The following is a 19821-nucleotide window of genomic DNA, read 5'->3' as shown; positions in this document are numbered from 1 at the left end:
CCCTCATTAGCGCTTAATTGTCAAATGATTTGTGCAAAAACCAATCGTAGCCAAACAAACTTTGGAATGGAAAGGTCATCGCGGTTAAGATGGCGGGGATTCTAACAGCATTTTTAGACCAATGCTAATAAATATGCTTCTTAGGACAGGATAGTATTTATCCTCCCTTGAAAGTAATCAACCAGTGTCAGAGGTTTCTGTGAGTAAACGACTATTAAAGTCAGGCCTGATTGTCAGTGCAATGACTTTTGTTTCCCGTGTATTGGGGCTAGTACGTGATGTAGTAGTAGCAAATTTGATGGGAGCAGGAGCGAGTGCCGACGTATTTTTCTTCGCTAATAAAATCCCGAACTTCTTACGTCGACTGTTTGCAGAAGGTGCGTTTTCTCAAGCGTTTGTCCCAGTATTAACGGAATATCACGCGGCTGGTGATAAAGAGAAAACTCGAGACTTAATCGCTAAGGTGTCGGGTACGCTCGGGGTGTTAGTCTCTATTGTTACCATTATCGGTGTGCTGGGTTCAGGAGCGATTACTGCGCTGTTTGGTGCGGGTTGGTTTATCGACTGGCTTAATGATGGCCCAGCGGCTCCTAAGTTTGAGCTAGCGAGCTTTATGCTCAAGATTACCTTCCCTTATTTATGGTTCATCACCTTTGTCGCGTTATCTGGTGCCATTCTCAATACACTGGGTAAGTTTGCGGTCTCCTCTTTTACCCCTGTGTTTTTGAATGTCATGATCATCGGCGCTGCGTGGTTTATTTCTCCGAATTTAGAACAGCCAGAAATCGGCTTGGCGATTGGTGTGTTCTTAGGTGGCTTAGTTCAATTCCTTTTCCAAATGCCTTTCCTTATTAAAGCGGGCGTGTTGGTTAAGCCGAAGTGGGGCTGGAGAGATCCGGGCGTTGTTAAGATTCGCACATTAATGATTCCTGCTCTGTTTGGTGTTTCAGTCAGCCAAATCAATCTACTGTTTGATACCTTCATTGCCAGTTTCCTAGCGACAGGCTCTATTAGTTGGTTGTACTACTCAGATCGATTGCTTGAGTTCCCACTGGGTCTATTCGGTATTGCAATTGCGACTGTGATACTTCCTGCGTTATCTCGTAAGCACGTTGATGCTCAAGGGGAAGGGTTTGCGCATACTATGGATTGGGGCGTGCGTATGGTACTACTGCTTGGCATTCCTGCCATGTTGGGCCTTATTGTTTTAGCGAAACCAATGCTGATGGTGTTATTCATGCGTGGTGAGTTCTCTCCACACGACGTGCAACAGGCATCGATGTCTCTAGTAGCGTACGCCTCTGGTTTGCTTAACTTCATGCTGATTAAAGTATTGGCTCCGGGCTATTACTCTCGTCAAGACACGAAAACGCCAGTGAAGTACGGCATTATCGCGATGGTCACGAACATGGTATTTAACGCTATCTTTGCTTATTTCTATGGCTATATAGGCTTGGCGATTGCAACCGCTCTGTCAGCCTTTGTGAATATGGCCTTGTTATATCGTGGTTTACACCTTGCTGGTGTCTATAAGCTGACAAAGACCACTTTACTGTTCTGTGCGAAGCTTGTTGTCTCAGGCGGTGTGATGGTCGCGGCTATTTTGTGGCAGTTGGATAATATGCAACAGTGGCTTGAGTGGAGCTTTAGTCAGAGAGCGCTGATGCTAACAGGCTTGATTGGTCTTGGTGGCTTTGTTTATATTGTTTCGGTACTGGTTTTAGGTATCCGAGTAAAACATTTAAAAGCAGCGACAGATTAATACTGATTAGTATATAATCCGTCGGTTTCACACAATGAATGATGCAAATAACAGGTTTTAGCTGATCATAATGGAACTGATCCGAGGTATACACAATATTAAAGCGCAGCATCACGGCTGTGTATTGACCATAGGTAACTTCGATGGTGTTCATTTAGGACATCAAGAGGTTCTTAGCCAGGTTTCTGAACAAGCGGCAGCATTAGGGTTACCTTCTGTTGTTATGACGTTTGAACCGCAGCCTATGGAGCTGTTTGCCCGAGATAGAGCGCCAGCACGTTTAACTCGCTTACGTGATAAGTACGTACAACTGAGCAAGCTAGATATCAGTCGTTTATTGTGTGTCAATTTTAATCAGTACTTTGCAAGTTTATCTGCGGAAGCATTCATTAAAGATCTTCTGGTTGATAAGCTTGGCGTTAAGTTTTTGGTGGTTGGTGATGACTTTTGTTTTGGCAAAGGCCGCACTGGCAATTTCGCTATGCTCAAAGAAGCGGGCGAGAGGTACGGTTTTGAGGTGGTAAGCACCCAAAGCTATTGCTTAAATCAATTACGTGTCAGCAGTACTGAGATACGAAATGCATTAGCGGTCGATGATTTGGCTGCAAGTGCTACCATGTTAGGACGTGATTACAGCATTAGTGGTCGTGTGTCCCATGGTCGAAAACTGGGGAGAACCATAGGTTTCCCTACCGCCAACATTCCATTAAAGCGTTGTGTCTCTCCTGTGTCGGGAGTATACGTTGTTGAGGCATTGGATATCGATGGGGTTCCTGTCGGTGGCGTTGCTAATATTGGACAACGACCAACGGTGAATGGGGTAAGGCAGCAATTAGAAGTGCACTTTTTTGACTTTAAAGCCAATTTGTATGGTAAACAGTTAGAAGTACGACTTTTGCACAAACTGCGCGACGAGATAAAATTTGAATCGTTCGACGCATTAAAGAATCAAATAGAATTGGATGCTGAAGCCGCAAGGGTGTGGCTGCTTCAGCTAAAGAATTAATCGGATGATTCCACCGATTAACATAATGTCTAACTTCGCCCAATATAACGGAATTAAGAATCGATGAGTGATTATAAAGATACCCTGAACTTACCAGAAACAGGGTTCCCAATGCGCGGCAATCTGGCAAATCGTGAGCCAGAAATGCTTAAGCGTTGGTACAAAGAAGATCTTTACGGCGAAATCCGTAAGGCAAAGAAAGGTAAAAAATCTTTCGTACTGCATGATGGCCCTCCATACGCGAACGGCGACATTCACATTGGCCACGCGCTGAATAAGATTCTTAAAGACATTATTATTAAATCTAAGACCCTTTCTGGTTTTGATGCACCGTACATCCCTGGTTGGGACTGTCACGGTCTTCCAATCGAACTAATGGTTGAGAAGAAGAAAGGTAAGCCAGGTCAGAAGATTTCGGCTGCTGAATTCCGCGAAGAGTGTCGTAAGTACGCTGCGGGCCAAGTTGAAGGTCAAAAAGAGAGCTTCAAACGTCTTGGTATCATGGGCGAGTGGGACAAACCTTACCGCACTATGGATTTCGGTACAGAAGCGAACATCATTCGTTCTCTAGGTAAAATCGCAGACAAAGGTCACCTACTGAAAGGTTTCAAACCAGTTCACTGGTGTACTGACTGTGGTTCTGCTCTGGCTGAAGCTGAAGTTGAATACAAAGATAAAGTATCTCCATCTATCGATGTGAAATTTACTGCAGCTGACGAAGCGGCGCTTCTAGAGAAGTTCTCTCTAGCTGACGGTCACGCTGGTCAAGGCGAAATCTCTATCGTTATCTGGACAACAACACCATGGACTCTGCCGGCTAACCGCGCAGTATGTCTACGTGATGATCTTGAATACGTGCTTATCCAAGTTGAAGCGAATGGCGACCAGCCAGCTCAACGTATCGTTGTTGCTTCTGAACTAGCTAAAGACGTAATGGATCGTGCAGGTATCGAGCATTTCCACAACCTAGGTTTTGCAACTGGTGCTGATCTTGAGCTTTCTCAGTTCAACCACCCGTTCTACGACTTCACAGTTCCTGCGATCTTAGGTGATCACGTTACGACTGATTCAGGTACTGGTGTGGTTCACACGGCTCCTGGTCACGGTCAAGAGGATTTCGTGGTTGGTAAGAAATACAACCTAGAAATCGCTAACCCAGTAGGCTCTAACGGCGTTTACCTGCCAGATACCGAGCTATTTGCTGGTCAGCACGTATTCAAAGCGAACGACTCTGTTTTAGAAGTTCTAAAAGAGAAAGGTGCACTTCTGCATCACCACGCTTACGAGCACAGCTACCCACACTGTTGGAGACATAAAACTCCAATCATCTTCCGTGCAACACCACAGTGGTTCATCTCTATGGATCAAGCTGGCCTACGTGCAAAAGCACTAGAGTCAACGAAGAATGTTGAGTGGATGCCTGAGTGGGGTCAAAGCCGTATCGAAGGTATGATCGAAGGTCGCCCTGAGTGGTGTATCTCTCGTCAACGTACTTGGGGTGTGCCAATTGCTCTGTTCGTTCATAAAGAAACGTCAGAACTTCACCCAGATAGCTCTGAGCTAATCGAAAAAGTAGCGAAGCTTGTTGAAGAGAAAGGCATTCAAGCTTGGTGGGATGTAGACGCAGCAGACCTAATGGGCGCTGAAGACGCAGACAAGTACGAAAAAGTGTTAGATACACTAGACGTATGGTTCGATTCAGGTGTTACGCACTTCTCTGTTGTTGATTCTCGCGAAGAATACAACGGCAACAGTGCAGATCTTTACCTTGAAGGTTCTGACCAACACCGTGGTTGGTTCCAGTCTTCTCTAATTTCATCTATCGCGATGAAAGACGAAGCACCATACAAGCAAGTGCTAACGCACGGTTTCGTAGTAGATGGTAACGGCCGTAAGATGTCTAAATCTATCGGTAACGTTGTTGCTCCTAAAGATGTAACTAACAAACTAGGCGCAGATATCCTACGTCTATGGGTTGCTTCTACAGACTACACTGGTGAAGTTGCGGTTTCTGATGAAATCCTGAAGCGTTCTGCTGATGCTTACCGTCGTATTCGTAACACTGCTCGTTTCTTCCTAGCGAACCTAAGCGGTTTCAACCCTGAAACTGACCTAGTGCCTGCTGAAGAGATGGTTGCACTTGATCGCTGGGCTGTTGGCCGTGCACAAGCTGCACAAGAAGAGATCGTGAAAGCATACGGTGAGTACAACACTCACGGTGTAACTCAGCGTCTAATGCAGTTCTGTTCTATCGAAATGGGTTCTTTCTACCTAGACGTAATCAAAGACCGTCAGTACACAGCAAAACAGGGCAGCCATGCTCAACGTAGCTGTCAGACTGCGCTTTACTACATCGTAGAAGCTCTAGTTCGTTGGATGGCACCTATCATGTCGTTCACTGCAGATGAAATCTGGAACGAGATGCCTGGTCAACGTGACAAATTTGTGTTTACTGGCGAATGGTTCGAAGGCCTATTCGGTCTGGCTGAAGGCGAAGAGCTAAGCAACGAATTCTGGGCTGAAATCCAAACGGTTCGTGGCGCTGTGAACAAGCTTCTTGAAGACGCTCGTAAAGAGAAAACAATCGGTGGTGCACTGCAAGCTGAAGTAACTCTATACGCTGACGACGCACTAGCGGCTAAGATCAACAAGCTAGAAGATGAGCTACGTTTCGTACTTATCACTTCTGCAGCGGTTGTTAAGCCACTGAGCGAGAAGTCTGATGCGGCTCAAGCGACTGACGTTGAAGGTCTATTCGTTGAAGTTGCAGCAACAGAAGCTGAGAAGTGTGACCGTTGTTGGCACCACACACCAGACGTAGGCACAATTGAAGGACACGAGAAGATCTGTGGCCGCTGTGTATCAAACGTTGATGGTGAAGGCGAAGTGCGTAAGTTCGCATAACGACTCAGAGAAAGACTGAACTTTTTGTAAAAATCATAGCCCCAGTATCAACTGGGGTTATTTTTAGTTATAGGAAATGTGTTTAACCAAGCTGATTCTTCATGGCGACCCAAAGCGAGTGTGCGAATGAAGAATCGCTTCGTAAATACTAGGAATAGAAATGAGTGAAGTTTCGTTAAAACAATCTGGTGTACGTTGGTTATGGTTAGCTCTGCTGGTTTTTCTTGCAGACATCGGCATCAAACTCTTTGTCATGGACAACATGGGTTATGGCTGGGCAAACCGTATTGAAGTGTTGCCGTTCTTTAACTTTTTGTACGTTCACAACTACGGCGCCGCATTCAGCTTTTTGAGTGATCAAAGTGGTTGGCAGCGTTGGTTATTTACCGGTATTGCCTTTGCTGTAACGGGCATGCTGACGTACTGGATGAGCAAGCTACCAGCGACAGAAAAGTGGAACAACATCGCTTATGCCATCATCATTGGTGGTGCAGTCGGTAATGTATTTGACCGTGTCGTACATGGCTTTGTTGTCGATTACTTAGATTTCTACTGGGGCACTTACCACTGGCCAGCATTCAACTTAGCCGATATGGGTATTTGTATTGGTGCCGCGATGATCATCCTAGATGGTTTCCGTAAGAAAGACGAAAGCAAATAGCTTTTAAATAGATACTCTAAAGTCAGTCTATGACTCACAGAATAGAATAGCCCTAAGCGCTGTCGGTTGATTCCGGTGGCGCTTTTTTTTATGCTTCAGTCAACAAGGAAGCAAAGCAAAATGCATCCTCAAATAATAAAGAAGTCTAAGGAAAGTAACGTGGCAGCAATTAAAAATGATTCAGCAGTAACCCTACATTTTACGATTAAGATGAAGGATGGTTCAGTTGCCGATAGTACCGAAAATATGGGCAAACCGGCGAAGTTCGTGATGGGAGATGGTAGCCTAAGCGAGAACTTTGAAGCGTGCTTACTTGGGCTTGAAGCAGGTACTGAAAAGTCTATCGACCTAAAAGCGAAAGATGCGTTTGGTATGCCTAACCCAGATCATATCCACCATATGGATCGTGCTAAATTTGTTGGTGACTCTGAGGTTGAAGTGGGCACTATCATGGCATTTTCTGGCCCTGACGGTATGGAAATCCCAGGTATTATCACTGAGATCGCTGGCGATTCTGTGACGGTTGATTTTAATCACCCACTAGCAGGCCAAGATGTTACGTTTGACGTCAATATCTTATCTGTCGACTAACATCACCTTACAGCTGTGATGTCACCCAGAGCTTCACTGTCTAGGCGCTTCACTGTAGAATGCGAGCCTCGCCGACGGCGAACTCTATAGAAACAACCTTAGTACCGCGGTAAATGATGAGCAATGAAATGAAAATAATGTTAGCTAACCCTCGTGGCTTTTGTGCCGGTGTTGATCGTGCGATCAGCATTGTCGAGCGCGCACTCGAAATGTACCAGCCACCGATCTACGTTCGTCATGAAGTGGTACACAACCGCTTTGTTGTTGAGGGGCTAAAACAACGCGGTGCTATTTTTGTCGAAGAACTTAGCGAAGTGCCAGACGATAACATCGTGATCTTCTCTGCTCACGGCGTGTCTCAAGCGGTTCGTAAAGAAGCGAAAGAGCGCGAGCTAACGGTATTCGATGCAACGTGTCCTTTAGTAACTAAAGTCCATATGGAGGTTGCGCGTGCGAGCCGTAAACATATGGAAGTGGTGCTGATTGGTCACGCAGGTCACCCTGAAGTTGAAGGTACTATGGGTCAATACGCGAGCCAAACGGGTGGTATGTACTTGGTTGAGAAACCAGAGGACGTGCAAAACCTAGTGGTAAACGATCCAACTAACCTGCACTACGTGAGCCAAACGACGCTATCTGTTGATGAGACAGCTGACGTAATCGAAGAGCTACGTCGCGTATTCCCTGAGATCCAAGGCCCTCGTAAAGACGACATCTGTTACGCGACTCAAAACCGTCAAGACGCCGTGCGTGAAATGGCAAATGACGTTGACGTTGTGATTGTGGTTGGTTCTAAGAACTCATCGAATTCAACACGCTTGAAAGAGTTGGCTGAGAAATTAGGCACACCTGGCTACCTAACGGATTGTCCTGAAGACATTCAAACAGAATGGGTTGAAGGCAAGAAGAAAATCGGTGTAACGGCTGGTGCATCTGCTCCTGAAGAGCTGGTAAATCAAATCTTAGATCGTATTCGCGAGCTTGGTGCTACTGACGTTGAAGAGATTCAAGGTCGTGAAGAGAACATGTTCTTCGAAGTACCAAAAGAGCTACAGATTAAACAAGTCGATTAATCTCTATCGATTTGTGACATTAACGATTCGTTATACAGCCGATTCGCAAGTAGTAAAAAAGCCAACGTTGATACGTTGGCTTTTTTGATCGTGCGCTTTGATAGGCTATTGGATACCGAGTTGTTCTTTTAGTGTCTTGAGATAGCGACGACTCACAGGCACTTCAAAGCCGGTAAGCGTGAGGATCTCCGCTAATCCATTCTCTAGTAGTTTGATCTCTTGGATCGACTTTATGTTGATCAAATATTGTCGGTGACAGCGGATCAAATCGGTCTTCTCTTCTAAGATCTTTAGCGTCAGCTGTGAAGTGGCCGTTTGCGATGAACAGCGAACATGCACGCCGCTGATATCAGAATAGGCACACTCGACACTTTGGCTCGCCATGATCACAATGCGGTTGTGACCAATACACGGAATCTGCTCTAAGCGGGAAGGGGCAATGGAAGCGACATTTTGCTCTGGTGCTTTTTGGTTCTGCTTAACGACTTTGTTCAGTCGAGAGACACTTTTATTGAGTCGGCAGGGCTCAACGGGTTTAAGCAGGTAATCAAAGGCGTTATCTTCAAAGGCTTGAATTGCATATTGGTCGTAAGCAGTCACAAACACCACGTAAGGCATGGTATCTGGATCAAGCATACTCAACAGCTCAATCCCCGTAACTTGAGGCATCTGAATATCTAGATACACCACGTCGGGTTTAAGAAGGTTGATCTGTTTAAGTCCTTCGATCGCGTTGCTTGCTTGACCGATGACTTCCACTTCTCCCGTTTCAGTCAGTAATTCAATCAGCTCTTCGCGAGCAAAAAGCTCATCATCGATAACGAGTGCTTTTAACATCCTGCAATCTTCATTTTTGTTCTGTCCCTGCTTATTCCGCTTATCTTTTAAATGTTTGCTTCTAAATGTCACTACTGAGAAGCGATTATCTACGAAAACACCTTTATTTTAGTATAGGTATGATAAAGCTCATTCGAGTAAATTGCTGTGGTTGAGATTCTATTTTTAGTGCTGAGTCTTGTCCAAAGAAATTAGTGAGTCGTTTATCAACAATTTCCATCCCTAATCCAACATGATCTTGAGATGGCTTTTGGTAGTTACCAGCATTGTCCTCAACGATCAGTTTAAATCCACCTTGGAAAGCTTCGCTATAGATCTTCACTTTGCCGCCTTCCAGCATGTTTGAAATCCCATGTTTAATGGCATTTTCAACCAGAGGTTGCAGGGTAAAGCTTGGCAGTTGTGACTCAAACAGTTGTGGGTCTATGTCCCACTCAATTTCTAAGCGGTCAGTAAAGCGTGCCTTTTCGATCGTCAGGTACGCGTTAACGTGCGCGAGCTCGTCTTTAAGCTTCACGGTATTGATATTCTGCTTAAGGTTACTTCTGAAAAAGTGAGATAGGTGCTGAATGAGCTCACGTGCTTTATCTGGGTCACGACGTGTTACGGCACTGATGGTGTTGAGTGCGTTAAACAAGAAGTGCGGGTTGACCTGTGCGTGCAGCAGTTTGATTTCAGCTTGAGTGAGCAGGGTTTGCTGTTGCTGGTAGTTGCTGAACAGGATTTGACTCGATAACAGCTGAGCAATACCTTCAGCCATCGACATATTGATGGTTGAAAACAGCTTCAGTTTAGGCTCATACAGCTTGATGGTACCGACGACTTCGTTACCAGCACGCAGTGGGATAATCAGCGCTGACCCCAACTTACAATCCTGTGAGAGTGAGCATTGGTATGGGTTCTCTTTACCATCAAGGTAGATGATGTCGTTCTGTTCCATCGAAGTCAGTGTACTTTGCGATGAAATAGGGGTGTTTGGAATATGGTGCTCATCGCCGATGCCAACGAAAGCGAGAATTTTTTCTCGGTCAGTGATTGCCACAGCACCTACGTTGGTCTCTTCGTAGATGATGCGCACGATCTTCTGCGCGTTATCAGACGTGAAACCACCATGCAGAATACCTACCGAACGTTCGGCAATGGTCAGTGCACGACGCGAGAAAGTCGCTGAGTATTTCTCAAATATGGTTTTACGGTCTTGGATGATACTCATGAACAGTGCTGCACCCACAGAGTTGGCAATGATCATCGGCGCTGCAATGTCGGAAACCAGCGCATAAGATTGTTCAAATGGTTTGGCGACTGCAAGCAGAATCAACATCTGAATGATCTCTGCAAACAGCGTCACAGAGAACACCACCATCGGATTAAATAGCTGGTTGGCTTTGTTCTTTCTGACTAAGTACACATGCAGCAAACCACCAATCAGGCCCTCCGCAGTGGTTGAAATCGCACATGCCAAGTCGGTGAAGCCACCTAATGAGTAACGATGAATGCCGCCAGTAAAACCCACTGCAAAACCAACCACAGGGCCACCAAATAGGCCTCCCATCACCGCGCCCATTGCACGCGTGTTGGCGATAGCGTCATTTATCTGTAGGCCGAAGTAGGTGCCCATAATGCAGAACAAAGAGAACAGAACGTAACAGCTGATCTTATGGCTTAAGCGTGAAGAGATGCTCAACAAAGGGAGAATCAGTGGGGTTTTACTTAGCATGTAAGCGATCACTAAGTAGACACAGGTTTGTTGAAGCAGAGAGAGAATGAGTTCCATATTTTCACCTATTGAGACGCTTGTTAAGTGTAAAGCTCATTGTGTGGTAAGGGTAGTTTTGCTTGTGTTTGTAAGGCTTTTATCGAGCGATTGGCACTTCTCACTTTCTTGCTTAACCATTACAGACAATAAAGCCCATCACAGGGGATGGGCTTTAGTCTTAATATCCATGAATCACTGAGTGATTGCCGGAACAAGCGAAGTTGTGTTTGGCTGTTCTTGTCTTTCTATGAAGACTGGTCTCTTTTACAAAGAGTCTAAGAACTAGGCTGTTTTGGTCTCGCCTTTTGCTTCTTTTTCTTCATTAGCAAGGTCAGTTTCGCCTTTGCCTTTAGAAATCTTGATTACGTAAGCCGCAACACCCAGCGCACTAATCACACCAACGATAGTTGAGATTTGCATAGGTAGGCCGAAACCAAGTTGGCTGTTGTTCAGGATGAATGTGATACACACAGACGTCATGAAGATAGCTGGAACTGTCGTTACCCAGTGCAGTTTGTTGTGACGTAGTAGGTAAGCTGACGCTGTCCACAACATCATTACTGCTGTTGATTGGTTAGCGAAACCGAAGTAGCGCCAGATGATACCGAAGTCTACTTGAGTCAGGATGCCACCGATAACGAACAGCGGTAGAGCCATCAGTAGGCGGTTACGCAGTGTCTTCTGTTCCATGTTGAAGTATTCAGCAAGGATTAGGCGGCTTGAACGGAATGCTGTGTCACCAGATGTGATTGGTAGGATAACCACGCCTAGGAAAGCAAGGATACCGCCGAATACACCTAGTAGGCCAAATGAAGCGCTGTATACCACGTTACCTGGGCCGCCGTTTGCTACCGCTTCAGATAGAGACTCAACTGAACCGAAGAACGATAGTGCAAGTGCACACCAGATAAGAGCGATGATGCCTTCACCAATCATTGCACCGTAGAATACGAAGCGACCGTTCTTCTCGTTTTCCATACAACGCGCCATCAGAGGTGACTGAGTTGCGTGGAAGCCAGAGATTGCACCACAAGCGATAGTGATGAATAGAGCAGGCCATAGTGGTAGATCGTTAGGGTTCATGTTGGTGAACATGTCGCTGATTTCAAAACCACCCATGATTTGGTGTTCATCAGAGAAGCCAATTGCGGTGATTAGGCCTACCGACATGAAGATAAGCAGAGCACCGAACAGTGGATAGAAGCGACCAATGATTTTATCGACAGGGACAATCGTTGCGATGATGTAGTAAGCAAAGATAACAACAACCATAGTTGTTGCAGACATCGCGAAATCAGTTTGATCGTTCACTAGGTTAGTGATCATGCCTGCTGGAGCAGAAACGAATACCACACCAACTAGAAGCAGTAGAACAATGGCAAAGATATTCATAAAGTGTTTTGCGCCATTGCCTAGGTAACGTCCAGTGATGGTTGGAACCGAAGCACCACCATTACGGATAGATAACATACCTGAGAAGTAGTCGTGTACTGCACCTGCGAAGATACAACCTAGTACGATCCATAGCATTGCTGCTGGGCCGTATAGGGCACCCATGATAGGGCCGAAGATTGGACCTACACCTGCAATGTTAAGCAGCTGAACTAGGTAAACCTTTGGAGTCGACATTGGAACGTAGTCCACGCCGTCTTGCTTAGTGTGAGCGGGTGTTTGGCGCTTTTCATTGATACCGAAAATCTTCTCGATAAAGGTACCGTAAATAAAGTAGCCACCAATGAGTGCTGCGACACAGGTAAGAAACCACATCATAATTTGTTATCCCTGAATGTATTAATTAAGTCAGGGTGTATATTAGAGGAGTGTATGGAAAGAAACTTCCGCTACTGGAGTGAGTGGTCGAATAGCTAATTAAGTGGTGTTATAACCGGTTTAGTGGTTTGTGACCTTTGTTGAGTGGTGGGGGATAAGTGTTGAGAAGTATCGTGCTTCTGTTGAGTGGTCGATGGTGAGCATTAAACGGCGTGTAATAAAGATCAGCGGTAGATAACAGAGATGAGTGGACATCAGCCCCCGTTCAGCGGAGAATTACTACCAGAGGCAAAGCTTCATTTAGAAGTGGCTAGGGAAATATAAAGGATTGAAATGAAAAAGATAATAGCACTATTCGCCGTAGCATTTAGCCTTGCAGGATGCAGCGCCAATGTTCAAGACTTAGCGGCAGAAGGTAACTGGCAAGAGATTGGCTACCGTGATGGTATCAAAGGCAACACTCAACGCTCGTATTCAGAGATGGCAGAACTGGGTGCCGTTGACCAAGCAAGCTACAACGAAGGTTACCAAATCGGTGTAACTGAATATTGTAACCCGAACCACGCTTATCAGATTGGCTTATCAGGTCAGGTGTATGAAGGTGTTTGTTCTGGTACCGAAGATGCTCAGCGTTTCCGAATGGAGTGGCAACGTGGCTGGGATGAGTTCTCCAACGACCACTAACTTCGCTCGTGATTAGTCACATCTCTTAAGCGGAATCATCAAGCTTAAATTGAAAAAAACCAGTACCTTATGCGTACTGGTTTTTTGTATCACGCTTTCATCAGCATCGAAGATTAATCCGACATTTACTGGTTATTCTCGACCGCTTTTCTTAAAAAGCCGTTTTGCTGATCAAGTTGAGCCTTAGCCGCTTGCAAATCAAGCCCGGTCAGAATCATCAAGATCGCAAGTTTTACGTCATAATCGGTAGTTTTAAGCGTCGATACTGCTAATGCTTTATCACATTCGGTTGCTTGAATTACGATACGAGCCGCGCGGGCTACTAGCTTTTCGTTGGTTGCTTTTACGTCGACCATCAGGTTCTGGTAGCTCTTACCAATGCGAATCATACTCGCGGTGGTCAGCATATTTAGTACCAGTTTTTGCGCTGTACCGGATTTCAGCCTTGTTGACCCTGTTAAGGCTTCTGGGCCAACCACTGGGCTTATCGCGATCTGAGCAATATCAGCAATTGGCGAATCTGGATTACAAGACAGAGCAACCGTCACCGCACCGATTTGATTAGCATAGTTGAGTGCGCCAATCACGTAAGGTGTGCGCCCGCTTGCCGCAATACCAACCACAACATCCTTTTCTGAAAATTGAATCGCTTTTAGATCATCGATACCTAACGTCAGTGAATCTTCAGCCCCTTCTTTTGCTTTCAAAATGGCTTCTGGTCCGCCGGCGATAAGGCCGATAACCATTTTGTCAGAAACGCCAAATGTAGGCGGGCACTCTGATGCATCTAATACGCCCAATCGACCACTGGTGCCAGCACCCATGTAAATCAGTCGTCCACCGTTTTGAAAGGCGTGAGCGATTTTATCAACGGCTTTAGCAATTTGTGGCAGTTCAGCTTCGATCGCTAGTGGGACTTGTTTGTCTTGTTGGTTAATCTTTTCGACCACTTCAAGTGAAGTGAGTAGATCAATATCCATAGTGTCAGGGTTTCTCCCCTCCGAAACGAGGTGCGAGAGCGCTGATATGAGAGCGTCGTTACTCATAATGATCCTTAAATGATGATTCTAAAATGGTTTAGTTAGCACTGTATAGAACGCCTAGAGAGGCAGCTCTGCTTGCACCAGTCACTTCTGGCAAATTACTCGGTAGTTGATGAACATGACGCTGAGCAAGCCAAGCAAAAGCCATGGCTTCCATATAGTCAGCATCTACACCTTTGCTAGTGGTTGAGGCAACCTCCCAGCTTGGTAGAAGCTCAGACAGCCTCTTCATCAATAGTGGGTTTCTAACCCCACCACCACATACATACAATGCTGGTGCGTTGCCTAAGCGGTAAGTCTCGACTTCATTGGCGATCGTTAAAGCCGTGTATTCGCAAAGCGTGCGTTGGACATCTTGTGCTGAGATGTCGTTAAATTCTGTTAATTGTTGCTCTAACCAAGGCAGGTTGAAAAGCTCTCTACCGGTACTTTTCGGCGGTGTTATAGATAAATAAGATTCTTCCAACAGTTGTTTTAATAAGGCTTGATTGACCTGGCCTTGAAGTGCGAACTGAGCGTCGCGGTCAAATTTTTCACCCGTGTGTTTATCTACCCAAGCATCCATCAACATATTGCCAGGGCCGGTATCATAACCAAGTGTTGGTTGATTCGGGCGCAGTACTGAAATATTCGATATGCCACCAATGTTTAGCACCACAACTGAGCTTTCTTGCGGTTGAAAAATAGTATGGTGAAAAGCGGGGACCAGTGGCGCACCTTGTCCACCAAGTGCCATGTCTTTACGTCTGAAATCAGCGACGGTTTGGATCTCGGTTTTAGCAGCAATAATGTTGGCATCACCCAACTGCATGGTAAAAGGAGAGTCGCCTGTTGGTTGGTGGAATACCGTTTGACCATGATTGCCAATTGCAGTGACAGCCGATGCAGGAGTCTCTGACTTGGCGAGAAGCTGTAGAACGGCATCAGCAAATAGGTGGCCAAGCTGGTGGTCGAGCTCACCAATGGCAATCAAGTCAGTTTTCTGACCAATACATACATCCAGCAAGCGTGTTTTGAGTTCCTTTGGCATTGGAAACTCATCATGAGCAAGCAGTGTGATCCGGCTGTCTTCTATCGACACCAGTGCCGTATCAACGCCGTCCATGCTCGTGCCTGACATCACGCCAATGTATAACTCTGACTTCATGGTCATTTCCTTAATTAAGCGGGCAAAGCTTTTGATGTGCGATGATTTCTGCGCCATCTAGAGCATTACCTTGAACCTCTAAGCTGCGATCTTGTAGCGCTTGTGGCAGTTTGTAACGATAGAAAGAGCCTAAGCTGCCTAAGAACATGATCGGTAGTGAGTTGTTTTCTGAGCATATTCGCGCAAGCCTCTCAATTTCTTGAATACCTTGCTCAACGATGTTTTTTGCCGTCGGACAACATGGTTCTAACTCGACAAGCTCTTTTGCAAATTGAGCATAATCGGTCGCGTTGGCTGAGCGAGTCCATTTTAGAATCGCACTGCGGACATTGCCTGTTTTCTTCATGACCAGTTGACTGGTTAACGAGCAACGTTGAGCGTCAAACTCGACAAGTGTTTGCTGAACCGCTTTAAAACCAAGCCAAGCGCCGCCACCTTGATCACCAATGGGGAAACCCCAACCGCCAAACTGATGAGTCACGTATTGGTTGTCTAATTGAATCGCAACCGAGCCTGTGCCAATAGCAATACAGTTTACGCCTTCTCCTCTATTTGCACCAACGACCGAGGCTTCAGCATCGGTCGTCACATACAGGTTTGGGAAATGGGACAGTGCCAGTTGTAACTTCGCTTTTAGTTGAGCATTACCTGCGCCAGCAACACCGACCACAATATAACACTGTTTCGGATTTATCTGATTCACACTCAGCATTTCTTCAATGTAATGAGTCAGTTGAGTGATTGCTGTTTCACCGTATAAGGTTAGTGACGTTGCGGCTAAAGTTCGCTCTTTAATTACGCTCGGCGTTGGTGAAATTCGTTTGAGTCTCATTGCAGTTTTTGTGCCGCCACCATCGACGGCTAGAGTATGAGTAATCATTGGCTAACCGTTTGTAGTTTATTTGCTTCTTGAGGCTGTTTCTTGCCTGAAAGACATACGATTAATGAGACAAAGGTGCCTACACACAGTTGATATGGGAAGGCCAATCGAACGCCCACCCAATTCGTATTAATCATACCCATTACACTATCCCAAACATAAGCTTGCATCAGTAATGTTGTTAGGAAGCCGGCCACAAGTGCTAATGCTACTGATGTTTCATTGCCACGCTCGGTGAAAATGGCCGTGAAGTAAACCCCCAGTAGTCCAGTGTAAGCAAACACCATCACACTCAAAGCAAACGACAATAATGGCATGTCGGTGTATTGCTGCCAGTAGTAACACAAGATACCCATGCTACCTAAGGCTAGCGCAGCTGCGGCCATACCGAAGCGACCTGCTTTTACATAATGGAAGTCATCTTGTTCGCCTTTACGAGCTTCTAGCCATGGTTTGTAGATATCTTGAATCGCGACAGAAGACATTGAATTCAAGCCTGAGTTTAGTGTTGAAAGTGCAGCGGCAACCACACCAACTGTCACTAAGCCTCGAAGACCTGCCGGCATTTCATTAAGCACGTAGTACATGAAAATCGTCACGTTCTCACCATTGAAGCTCTGCACGACATCTTTTCCTTCGACACCCATTAGGTCCGGTCTTTGATAGAAAACATACAGAAGTAGGCCAATCGACATGAAAACCAACACAACAGGGATAGAGAAGATGATTGAGTTGATCATCGCCTTAGAGCCTTGCTTGGCATCTTTACAGGTTAGAACTCGCTGGGTCATGTCTTGATCAAGACCAAACGCACCAATGTTCAGCAGTACAAATCCAGTAATACATGCCCAGAAGCTGAAAGTACCAGCAGGTGTTAAATCAAGAGTGAAATCGAGTAAGGTCAGCTTCGAAGATTGACCTTCACCAGGGTTGGCAAGCACTTGTGCTATTTGGCTGAAATCTGCCGGGATCTGACCTAGTAAGTAGATAATGACCGCAATAGCCGCACCGACGTACACCACAAGTTGGATAAGATCACTCCAGATAACCGAGCGGATACCACCCATGTAGGTGTAAGCGAGACCAACGGTGACCAAAATCACCACGGAAGTGATGACGCTGCTTGGGTCAATATTGGTAAATAGAATCATAGATACTGCGATAGCCGCCATATATAGGCGAGCACCAGAAGCAAACACACGACCAACCAAATACATCACACCGGCACGCTGCTTGGTTTTCTCTCCAAAACGTACTTTCAGTAGCTCATATACTGTTGAAACTTTGTTTTGATAAAAGCGAGGAATCAGAATCAGTGCGACAAAAATAGCACCCAAAATACCGCCAATATTAGTCGCTAGGTAAGTGAGATCGCCACGGTAGCTCGATTCTGGTCCACCTAAAAACGTCGCTGCTGACTGTGAGGTTGCTAGTACCGAGATAGCCACCACCCACATTGGCATTGAGTTACCACCTAAAAAATAGTCCTTGGTACTCGTGATTTTGGTTCGGCTGAAATGCCAACCTGTGAAGGCGATAACAACGAAGTAAATCGCAAATACCGCCCAATCCAGCGAAGTAAATAGTGAATTCATAGCAGCTCCATAGCATGAATAGATGAGAAGGTGTTTATTGTTATTTTTTCAGAATGACAGTTTGAATAATGAGTTTCAAAACCTATTCCTTGGTGGAATAGTGACCAGAGGTTTTCTTTGATGATGCTCCCAGAAGGTGGTGTGAGCTATTCCAAATAAGAAGGCGGAAAGGAATAATTATTCCAATGGAAAGGCAAAACTCGTTATGATGATGACAGTTGAAAGAGGAGAGGATTCGAGTGAAAGGCATTGCGAAAGTAAAAGCGTTATTACCAAAGCTTTCTCCATCGGATTCGCTGGTGGCACGATATGTATTGGATCACCCGCAGCAGGTTAAGCAGCTCTCTTCCCCTGAATTAGCGAAAGCGGTGGGGGTAAGTCAGTCGACGATCGTCAAGTTTAGTCAGAAGATCGGTTATAAAGGCTTTTCTGAAATGAAGGTGAAACTCTATCAGAGTGATATGAGTTATCAGCCTGTATCTCAGCGAGGGATACATGGCACCATCACCAGAAAAGATTCGCCAGATACCGTGATGGAAAAACTTCTTGCAAGCAAAACACAATCGCTTGAACGTACCGTGTTATTAAATGAGGGCGAACAGCTGAGTAATGCCGCTGACTTATTGCACCTTGCTAATAAAATCCAAATTTCAGGTGTTGGGGCATCATCTCTAGTCGCGAAAGATTTCGCTTATAAACTGATGAAAATCGGTCATGCGGTTCATGCTGAGCCAGATGCTCATATTCAGATTGCCAACGCGGCATCGCTTACTGAAAATGATGTGTTGGTAGCGATTTCCTATTCAGGAAAAACCAGAGAAGTTGTAAAAGTGGCTCAGTTAGCGAGATCGAAGAAGGCCAAAGTGATTGTGATTAGTCAGTTATCTCCCTCGGCTTTGGACAAATATGCTGATATCAAACTCATTTCGGCGGCTGACGAGAATCATATTCGTAGCTCCTCTATCACAGCGCGTGATAGCCAACTTTATATTACTGACTTGTTGTTCATTGCGTTAACTCAGCAAGAAGAGCAAGCCGACCAATTAATCGAACAAAGTAAATCTGCGGTAGCGGAATTTAAGCAATAGAAGGACATATTATGGGACCGTTGTGGGTTGATGTTGCAGGCTACGAACTGACTGCGGAAGACAAAGAAATTTTAGAGCACCCAACCGTTGGTGGTCTCATTTTATTTGCTAGAAACTACCACGATAGCAAGCAGCTATCGGCACTGAACAAAGAGATTCGCAAAGCGGCTAAGCGTCCTATTTTAATTGGTGTTGACCAAGAAGGTGGACGAGTACAGCGTTTCCGTGATGGTTTTTCTATTATCCCTGCCGCTCAAGAGTTCGCGACTCACAACAATGGTGAACAATTAGCAGAACAAGCAGGTTGGTTGATGGCGGCGGAGCTGATTGCTCACGATATCGATCTAAGTTTTGCACCAGTATTAGATAAAGGGCATCAATGTAAGGCGATTGGTAACCGAGCATTTGGTGAAGATATCGATACCATCGTTCGTCACAGTAGTGCATTCATCAAAGGCATGAAGTCGGTTGGTATGGCGACAACTGGAAAGCACTTCCCTGGTCATGGTGGTGTGATAGCCGATTCGCACCTTGAAACCCCTTACGACCCTCGAGACGATATCTTTGAAACCGATATGGCGATCTTTAAGGCGCAAATTGAAGCGGGAATATTAGATGCGATGATGCCTGCACACGTGGTTTTCTCTCATTATGATGACCAACCAGCAAGTGGCTCTCAATATTGGTTACAGAAAGTATTGAGACAAAAACTGGGCTTTAAAGGTCTGATCTTCTCTGATGATTTAACGATGGAAGGCGCTGCGATCATGGGCGGACCTGCTGACAGAGCAAAAGCAGCCTTGAACGCAGGCTGTGACATGGTGTTGATGTGTAATAAACGAGATGCACAAATTGAAGCTCTTGATCACTTAGCGATTCAAGAGGTCTCTTTAGCCAACTCATTGCTTAAAAAACACAGCTTTGATTTGTCGACTCTTCACTCTGATACCCGATGGAAAGAGGCTTCAGAGCAGATTAAGCGAATGCTAAACGATGAGTGATAAATAAACACTCTACAAATTTA

Annotated in this window: 16 protein-coding genes; 9 read left to right on the top strand and 7 right to left on the bottom strand. The window is 45.5% G+C overall.

Annotation, left to right across the window (positions count from 1 at the left end):
• Positions 1-199: 199 nt before the first annotated feature.
• The 6 genes from murJ to ispH all read left to right on the top strand — a co-directional run bounded on the left by murJ (position 200) and on the right by ispH (position 7997).
• Positions 200-1762, top strand: a complete 1563-nt coding sequence (murJ, locus tag L0991_10830) for a murein biosynthesis integral membrane protein MurJ (protein XGB61901.1) — start codon at positions 200-202, stop codon at positions 1760-1762.
• Between the two features lie 70 nt (positions 1763-1832).
• Positions 1833-2768, top strand: a complete 936-nt coding sequence (ribF, locus tag L0991_10825) for a bifunctional riboflavin kinase/FAD synthetase (protein XGB61900.1) — start codon at positions 1833-1835, stop codon at positions 2766-2768.
• A gap of 63 nt (positions 2769-2831) precedes the next feature.
• Positions 2832-5672 carry an isoleucine--tRNA ligase gene (ileS, locus tag L0991_10820; protein XGB61899.1) on the top strand — a complete coding sequence of 947 codons (2841 nt, stop codon included), beginning with the start codon at positions 2832-2834 and terminating at the stop codon, positions 5670-5672.
• A 160-nt stretch (positions 5673-5832) separates the two neighbouring features.
• Positions 5833-6333, top strand: coding sequence for a signal peptidase II (gene lspA / locus L0991_10815; protein XGB61898.1), 501 nt, complete (start codon positions 5833-5835; stop codon positions 6331-6333).
• A 159-nt stretch (positions 6334-6492) separates the two neighbouring features.
• Positions 6493-6924 carry an FKBP-type peptidyl-prolyl cis-trans isomerase gene (gene fkpB / locus L0991_10810; protein ID XGB61897.1) on the top strand — a complete coding sequence of 144 codons (432 nt, stop codon included), beginning with the start codon at positions 6493-6495 and terminating at the stop codon, positions 6922-6924.
• Positions 6925-7040: 116 nt separating this feature from the next.
• Positions 7041-7997, top strand: a complete 957-nt coding sequence (ispH, locus tag L0991_10805) for a 4-hydroxy-3-methylbut-2-enyl diphosphate reductase (protein ID XGB63890.1) — start codon at positions 7041-7043, stop codon at positions 7995-7997.
• Positions 7998-8102: 105 nt separating this feature from the next.
• Here the strand turns inward: ispH and btsR are convergent, their stop codons facing one another.
• The 3 genes from btsR to L0991_10790 form a co-directional block, all read right to left on the bottom strand.
• Positions 8103-8834, bottom strand: coding sequence for a two-component system response regulator BtsR (btsR, locus tag L0991_10800; GenBank protein ID XGB61896.1), 732 nt, complete (start codon positions 8832-8834; stop codon positions 8103-8105).
• Positions 8835-8937: 103 nt separating this feature from the next.
• A complete protein-coding gene (locus tag L0991_10795) occupies positions 8938-10608 on the bottom strand; it encodes a sensor histidine kinase (GenBank protein XGB61895.1) in 1671 nt (556 codons plus the stop codon).
• 264 nt (positions 10609-10872) lie between these two features.
• Positions 10873-12360 carry a carbon starvation protein A gene (locus L0991_10790; protein XGB61894.1) on the bottom strand — a complete coding sequence of 496 codons (1488 nt, stop codon included), beginning with the start codon at positions 12358-12360 and terminating at the stop codon, positions 10873-10875.
• Positions 12361-12693: 333 nt separating this feature from the next.
• On the opposite strand from L0991_10790, the gene L0991_10785 reads away from it, so the two are divergent.
• Positions 12694-13044: a DUF2799 domain-containing protein gene (locus L0991_10785; protein XGB61893.1), complete on the top strand. Its 351-nt coding sequence runs from the start codon at positions 12694-12696 to the stop codon at positions 13042-13044.
• A gap of 125 nt (positions 13045-13169) precedes the next feature.
• On the opposite strand, the gene murQ is transcribed toward L0991_10785, so the two are convergent.
• Genes murQ through L0991_10765 form a run of 4 tightly spaced genes read right to left on the bottom strand, consistent with a single transcriptional unit; the run spans position 13170 to position 17709 of the window.
• Entirely contained in the window at positions 13170-14090 is a 921-nt protein-coding gene (murQ, locus tag L0991_10780) for an N-acetylmuramic acid 6-phosphate etherase (GenBank protein ID XGB61892.1), read from the bottom strand.
• 31 nt (positions 14091-14121) lie between these two features.
• A complete protein-coding gene (locus tag L0991_10775; protein ID XGB61891.1) occupies positions 14122-15234 on the bottom strand; it encodes an anhydro-N-acetylmuramic acid kinase in 1113 nt (370 codons plus the stop codon).
• Between the two features lie 10 nt (positions 15235-15244).
• Positions 15245-16114 carry an ATPase gene (locus L0991_10770; protein XGB61890.1) on the bottom strand — a complete coding sequence of 290 codons (870 nt, stop codon included), beginning with the start codon at positions 16112-16114 and terminating at the stop codon, positions 15245-15247.
• Positions 16111-17709, bottom strand: a complete 1599-nt coding sequence (locus L0991_10765) for a sodium:solute symporter (protein XGB61889.1) — start codon at positions 17707-17709, stop codon at positions 16111-16113. The genes L0991_10770 and L0991_10765 overlap by 4 nt, the downstream gene beginning before the upstream one ends.
• Before the next feature lie 239 nt (positions 17710-17948).
• Here L0991_10765 and L0991_10760 point away from each other — a divergent pair, with 239 nt between their 5' ends.
• Positions 17949-18797, top strand: a complete 849-nt coding sequence (locus L0991_10760) for a MurR/RpiR family transcriptional regulator (protein ID XGB61888.1) — start codon at positions 17949-17951, stop codon at positions 18795-18797.
• 11 nt (positions 18798-18808) lie between these two features.
• A complete protein-coding gene (gene nagZ / locus L0991_10755; protein XGB61887.1) occupies positions 18809-19798 on the top strand; it encodes a beta-N-acetylhexosaminidase in 990 nt (329 codons plus the stop codon).
• The last annotated feature ends 23 nt before the right edge of the window (positions 19799-19821 follow it).

The sequence above is a fragment of the Vibrio chagasii genome, from assembly GCA_041879415.1.
Taxonomy (GTDB): domain Bacteria; phylum Pseudomonadota; class Gammaproteobacteria; order Enterobacterales; family Vibrionaceae; genus Vibrio.
Note: the sequence above shows the minus strand (reverse complement) of the source record. Positions and strands in the feature narration are given on the sequence as shown.

Coding starts and splice junctions, on each gene's coding strand:
- murQ (XGB61892.1), bottom strand. CDS start 14,090: ATGAGTAACGACGCTCTCATATCAGCGCTCTCGCACCTCGTTTCGGAG.
- L0991_10775 (XGB61891.1), bottom strand. CDS start 15,234: ATGAAGTCAGAGTTATACATTGGCGTGATGTCAGGCACGAGCATGGAC.
- ribF (XGB61900.1), top strand. CDS start 1,833: ATGGAACTGATCCGAGGTATACACAATATTAAAGCGCAGCATCACGGC.
- nagZ (XGB61887.1), top strand. CDS start 18,809: ATGGGACCGTTGTGGGTTGATGTTGCAGGCTACGAACTGACTGCGGAA.
- L0991_10765 (XGB61889.1), bottom strand. CDS start 17,709: ATGAATTCACTATTTACTTCGCTGGATTGGGCGGTATTTGCGATTTAC.
- ispH (XGB63890.1), top strand. CDS start 7,041: ATGAGCAATGAAATGAAAATAATGTTAGCTAACCCTCGTGGCTTTTGT.
- L0991_10790 (XGB61894.1), bottom strand. CDS start 12,360: ATGATGTGGTTTCTTACCTGTGTCGCAGCACTCATTGGTGGCTACTTT.
- lspA (XGB61898.1), top strand. CDS start 5,833: ATGAGTGAAGTTTCGTTAAAACAATCTGGTGTACGTTGGTTATGGTTA.
- btsR (XGB61896.1), bottom strand. CDS start 8,834: ATGTTAAAAGCACTCGTTATCGATGATGAGCTTTTTGCTCGCGAAGAG.
- L0991_10770 (XGB61890.1), bottom strand. CDS start 16,114: ATGATTACTCATACTCTAGCCGTCGATGGTGGCGGCACAAAAACTGCA.
- L0991_10785 (XGB61893.1), top strand. CDS start 12,694: ATGAAAAAGATAATAGCACTATTCGCCGTAGCATTTAGCCTTGCAGGA.
- ileS (XGB61899.1), top strand. CDS start 2,832: ATGAGTGATTATAAAGATACCCTGAACTTACCAGAAACAGGGTTCCCA.
- L0991_10795 (XGB61895.1), bottom strand. CDS start 10,608: ATGGAACTCATTCTCTCTCTGCTTCAACAAACCTGTGTCTACTTAGTG.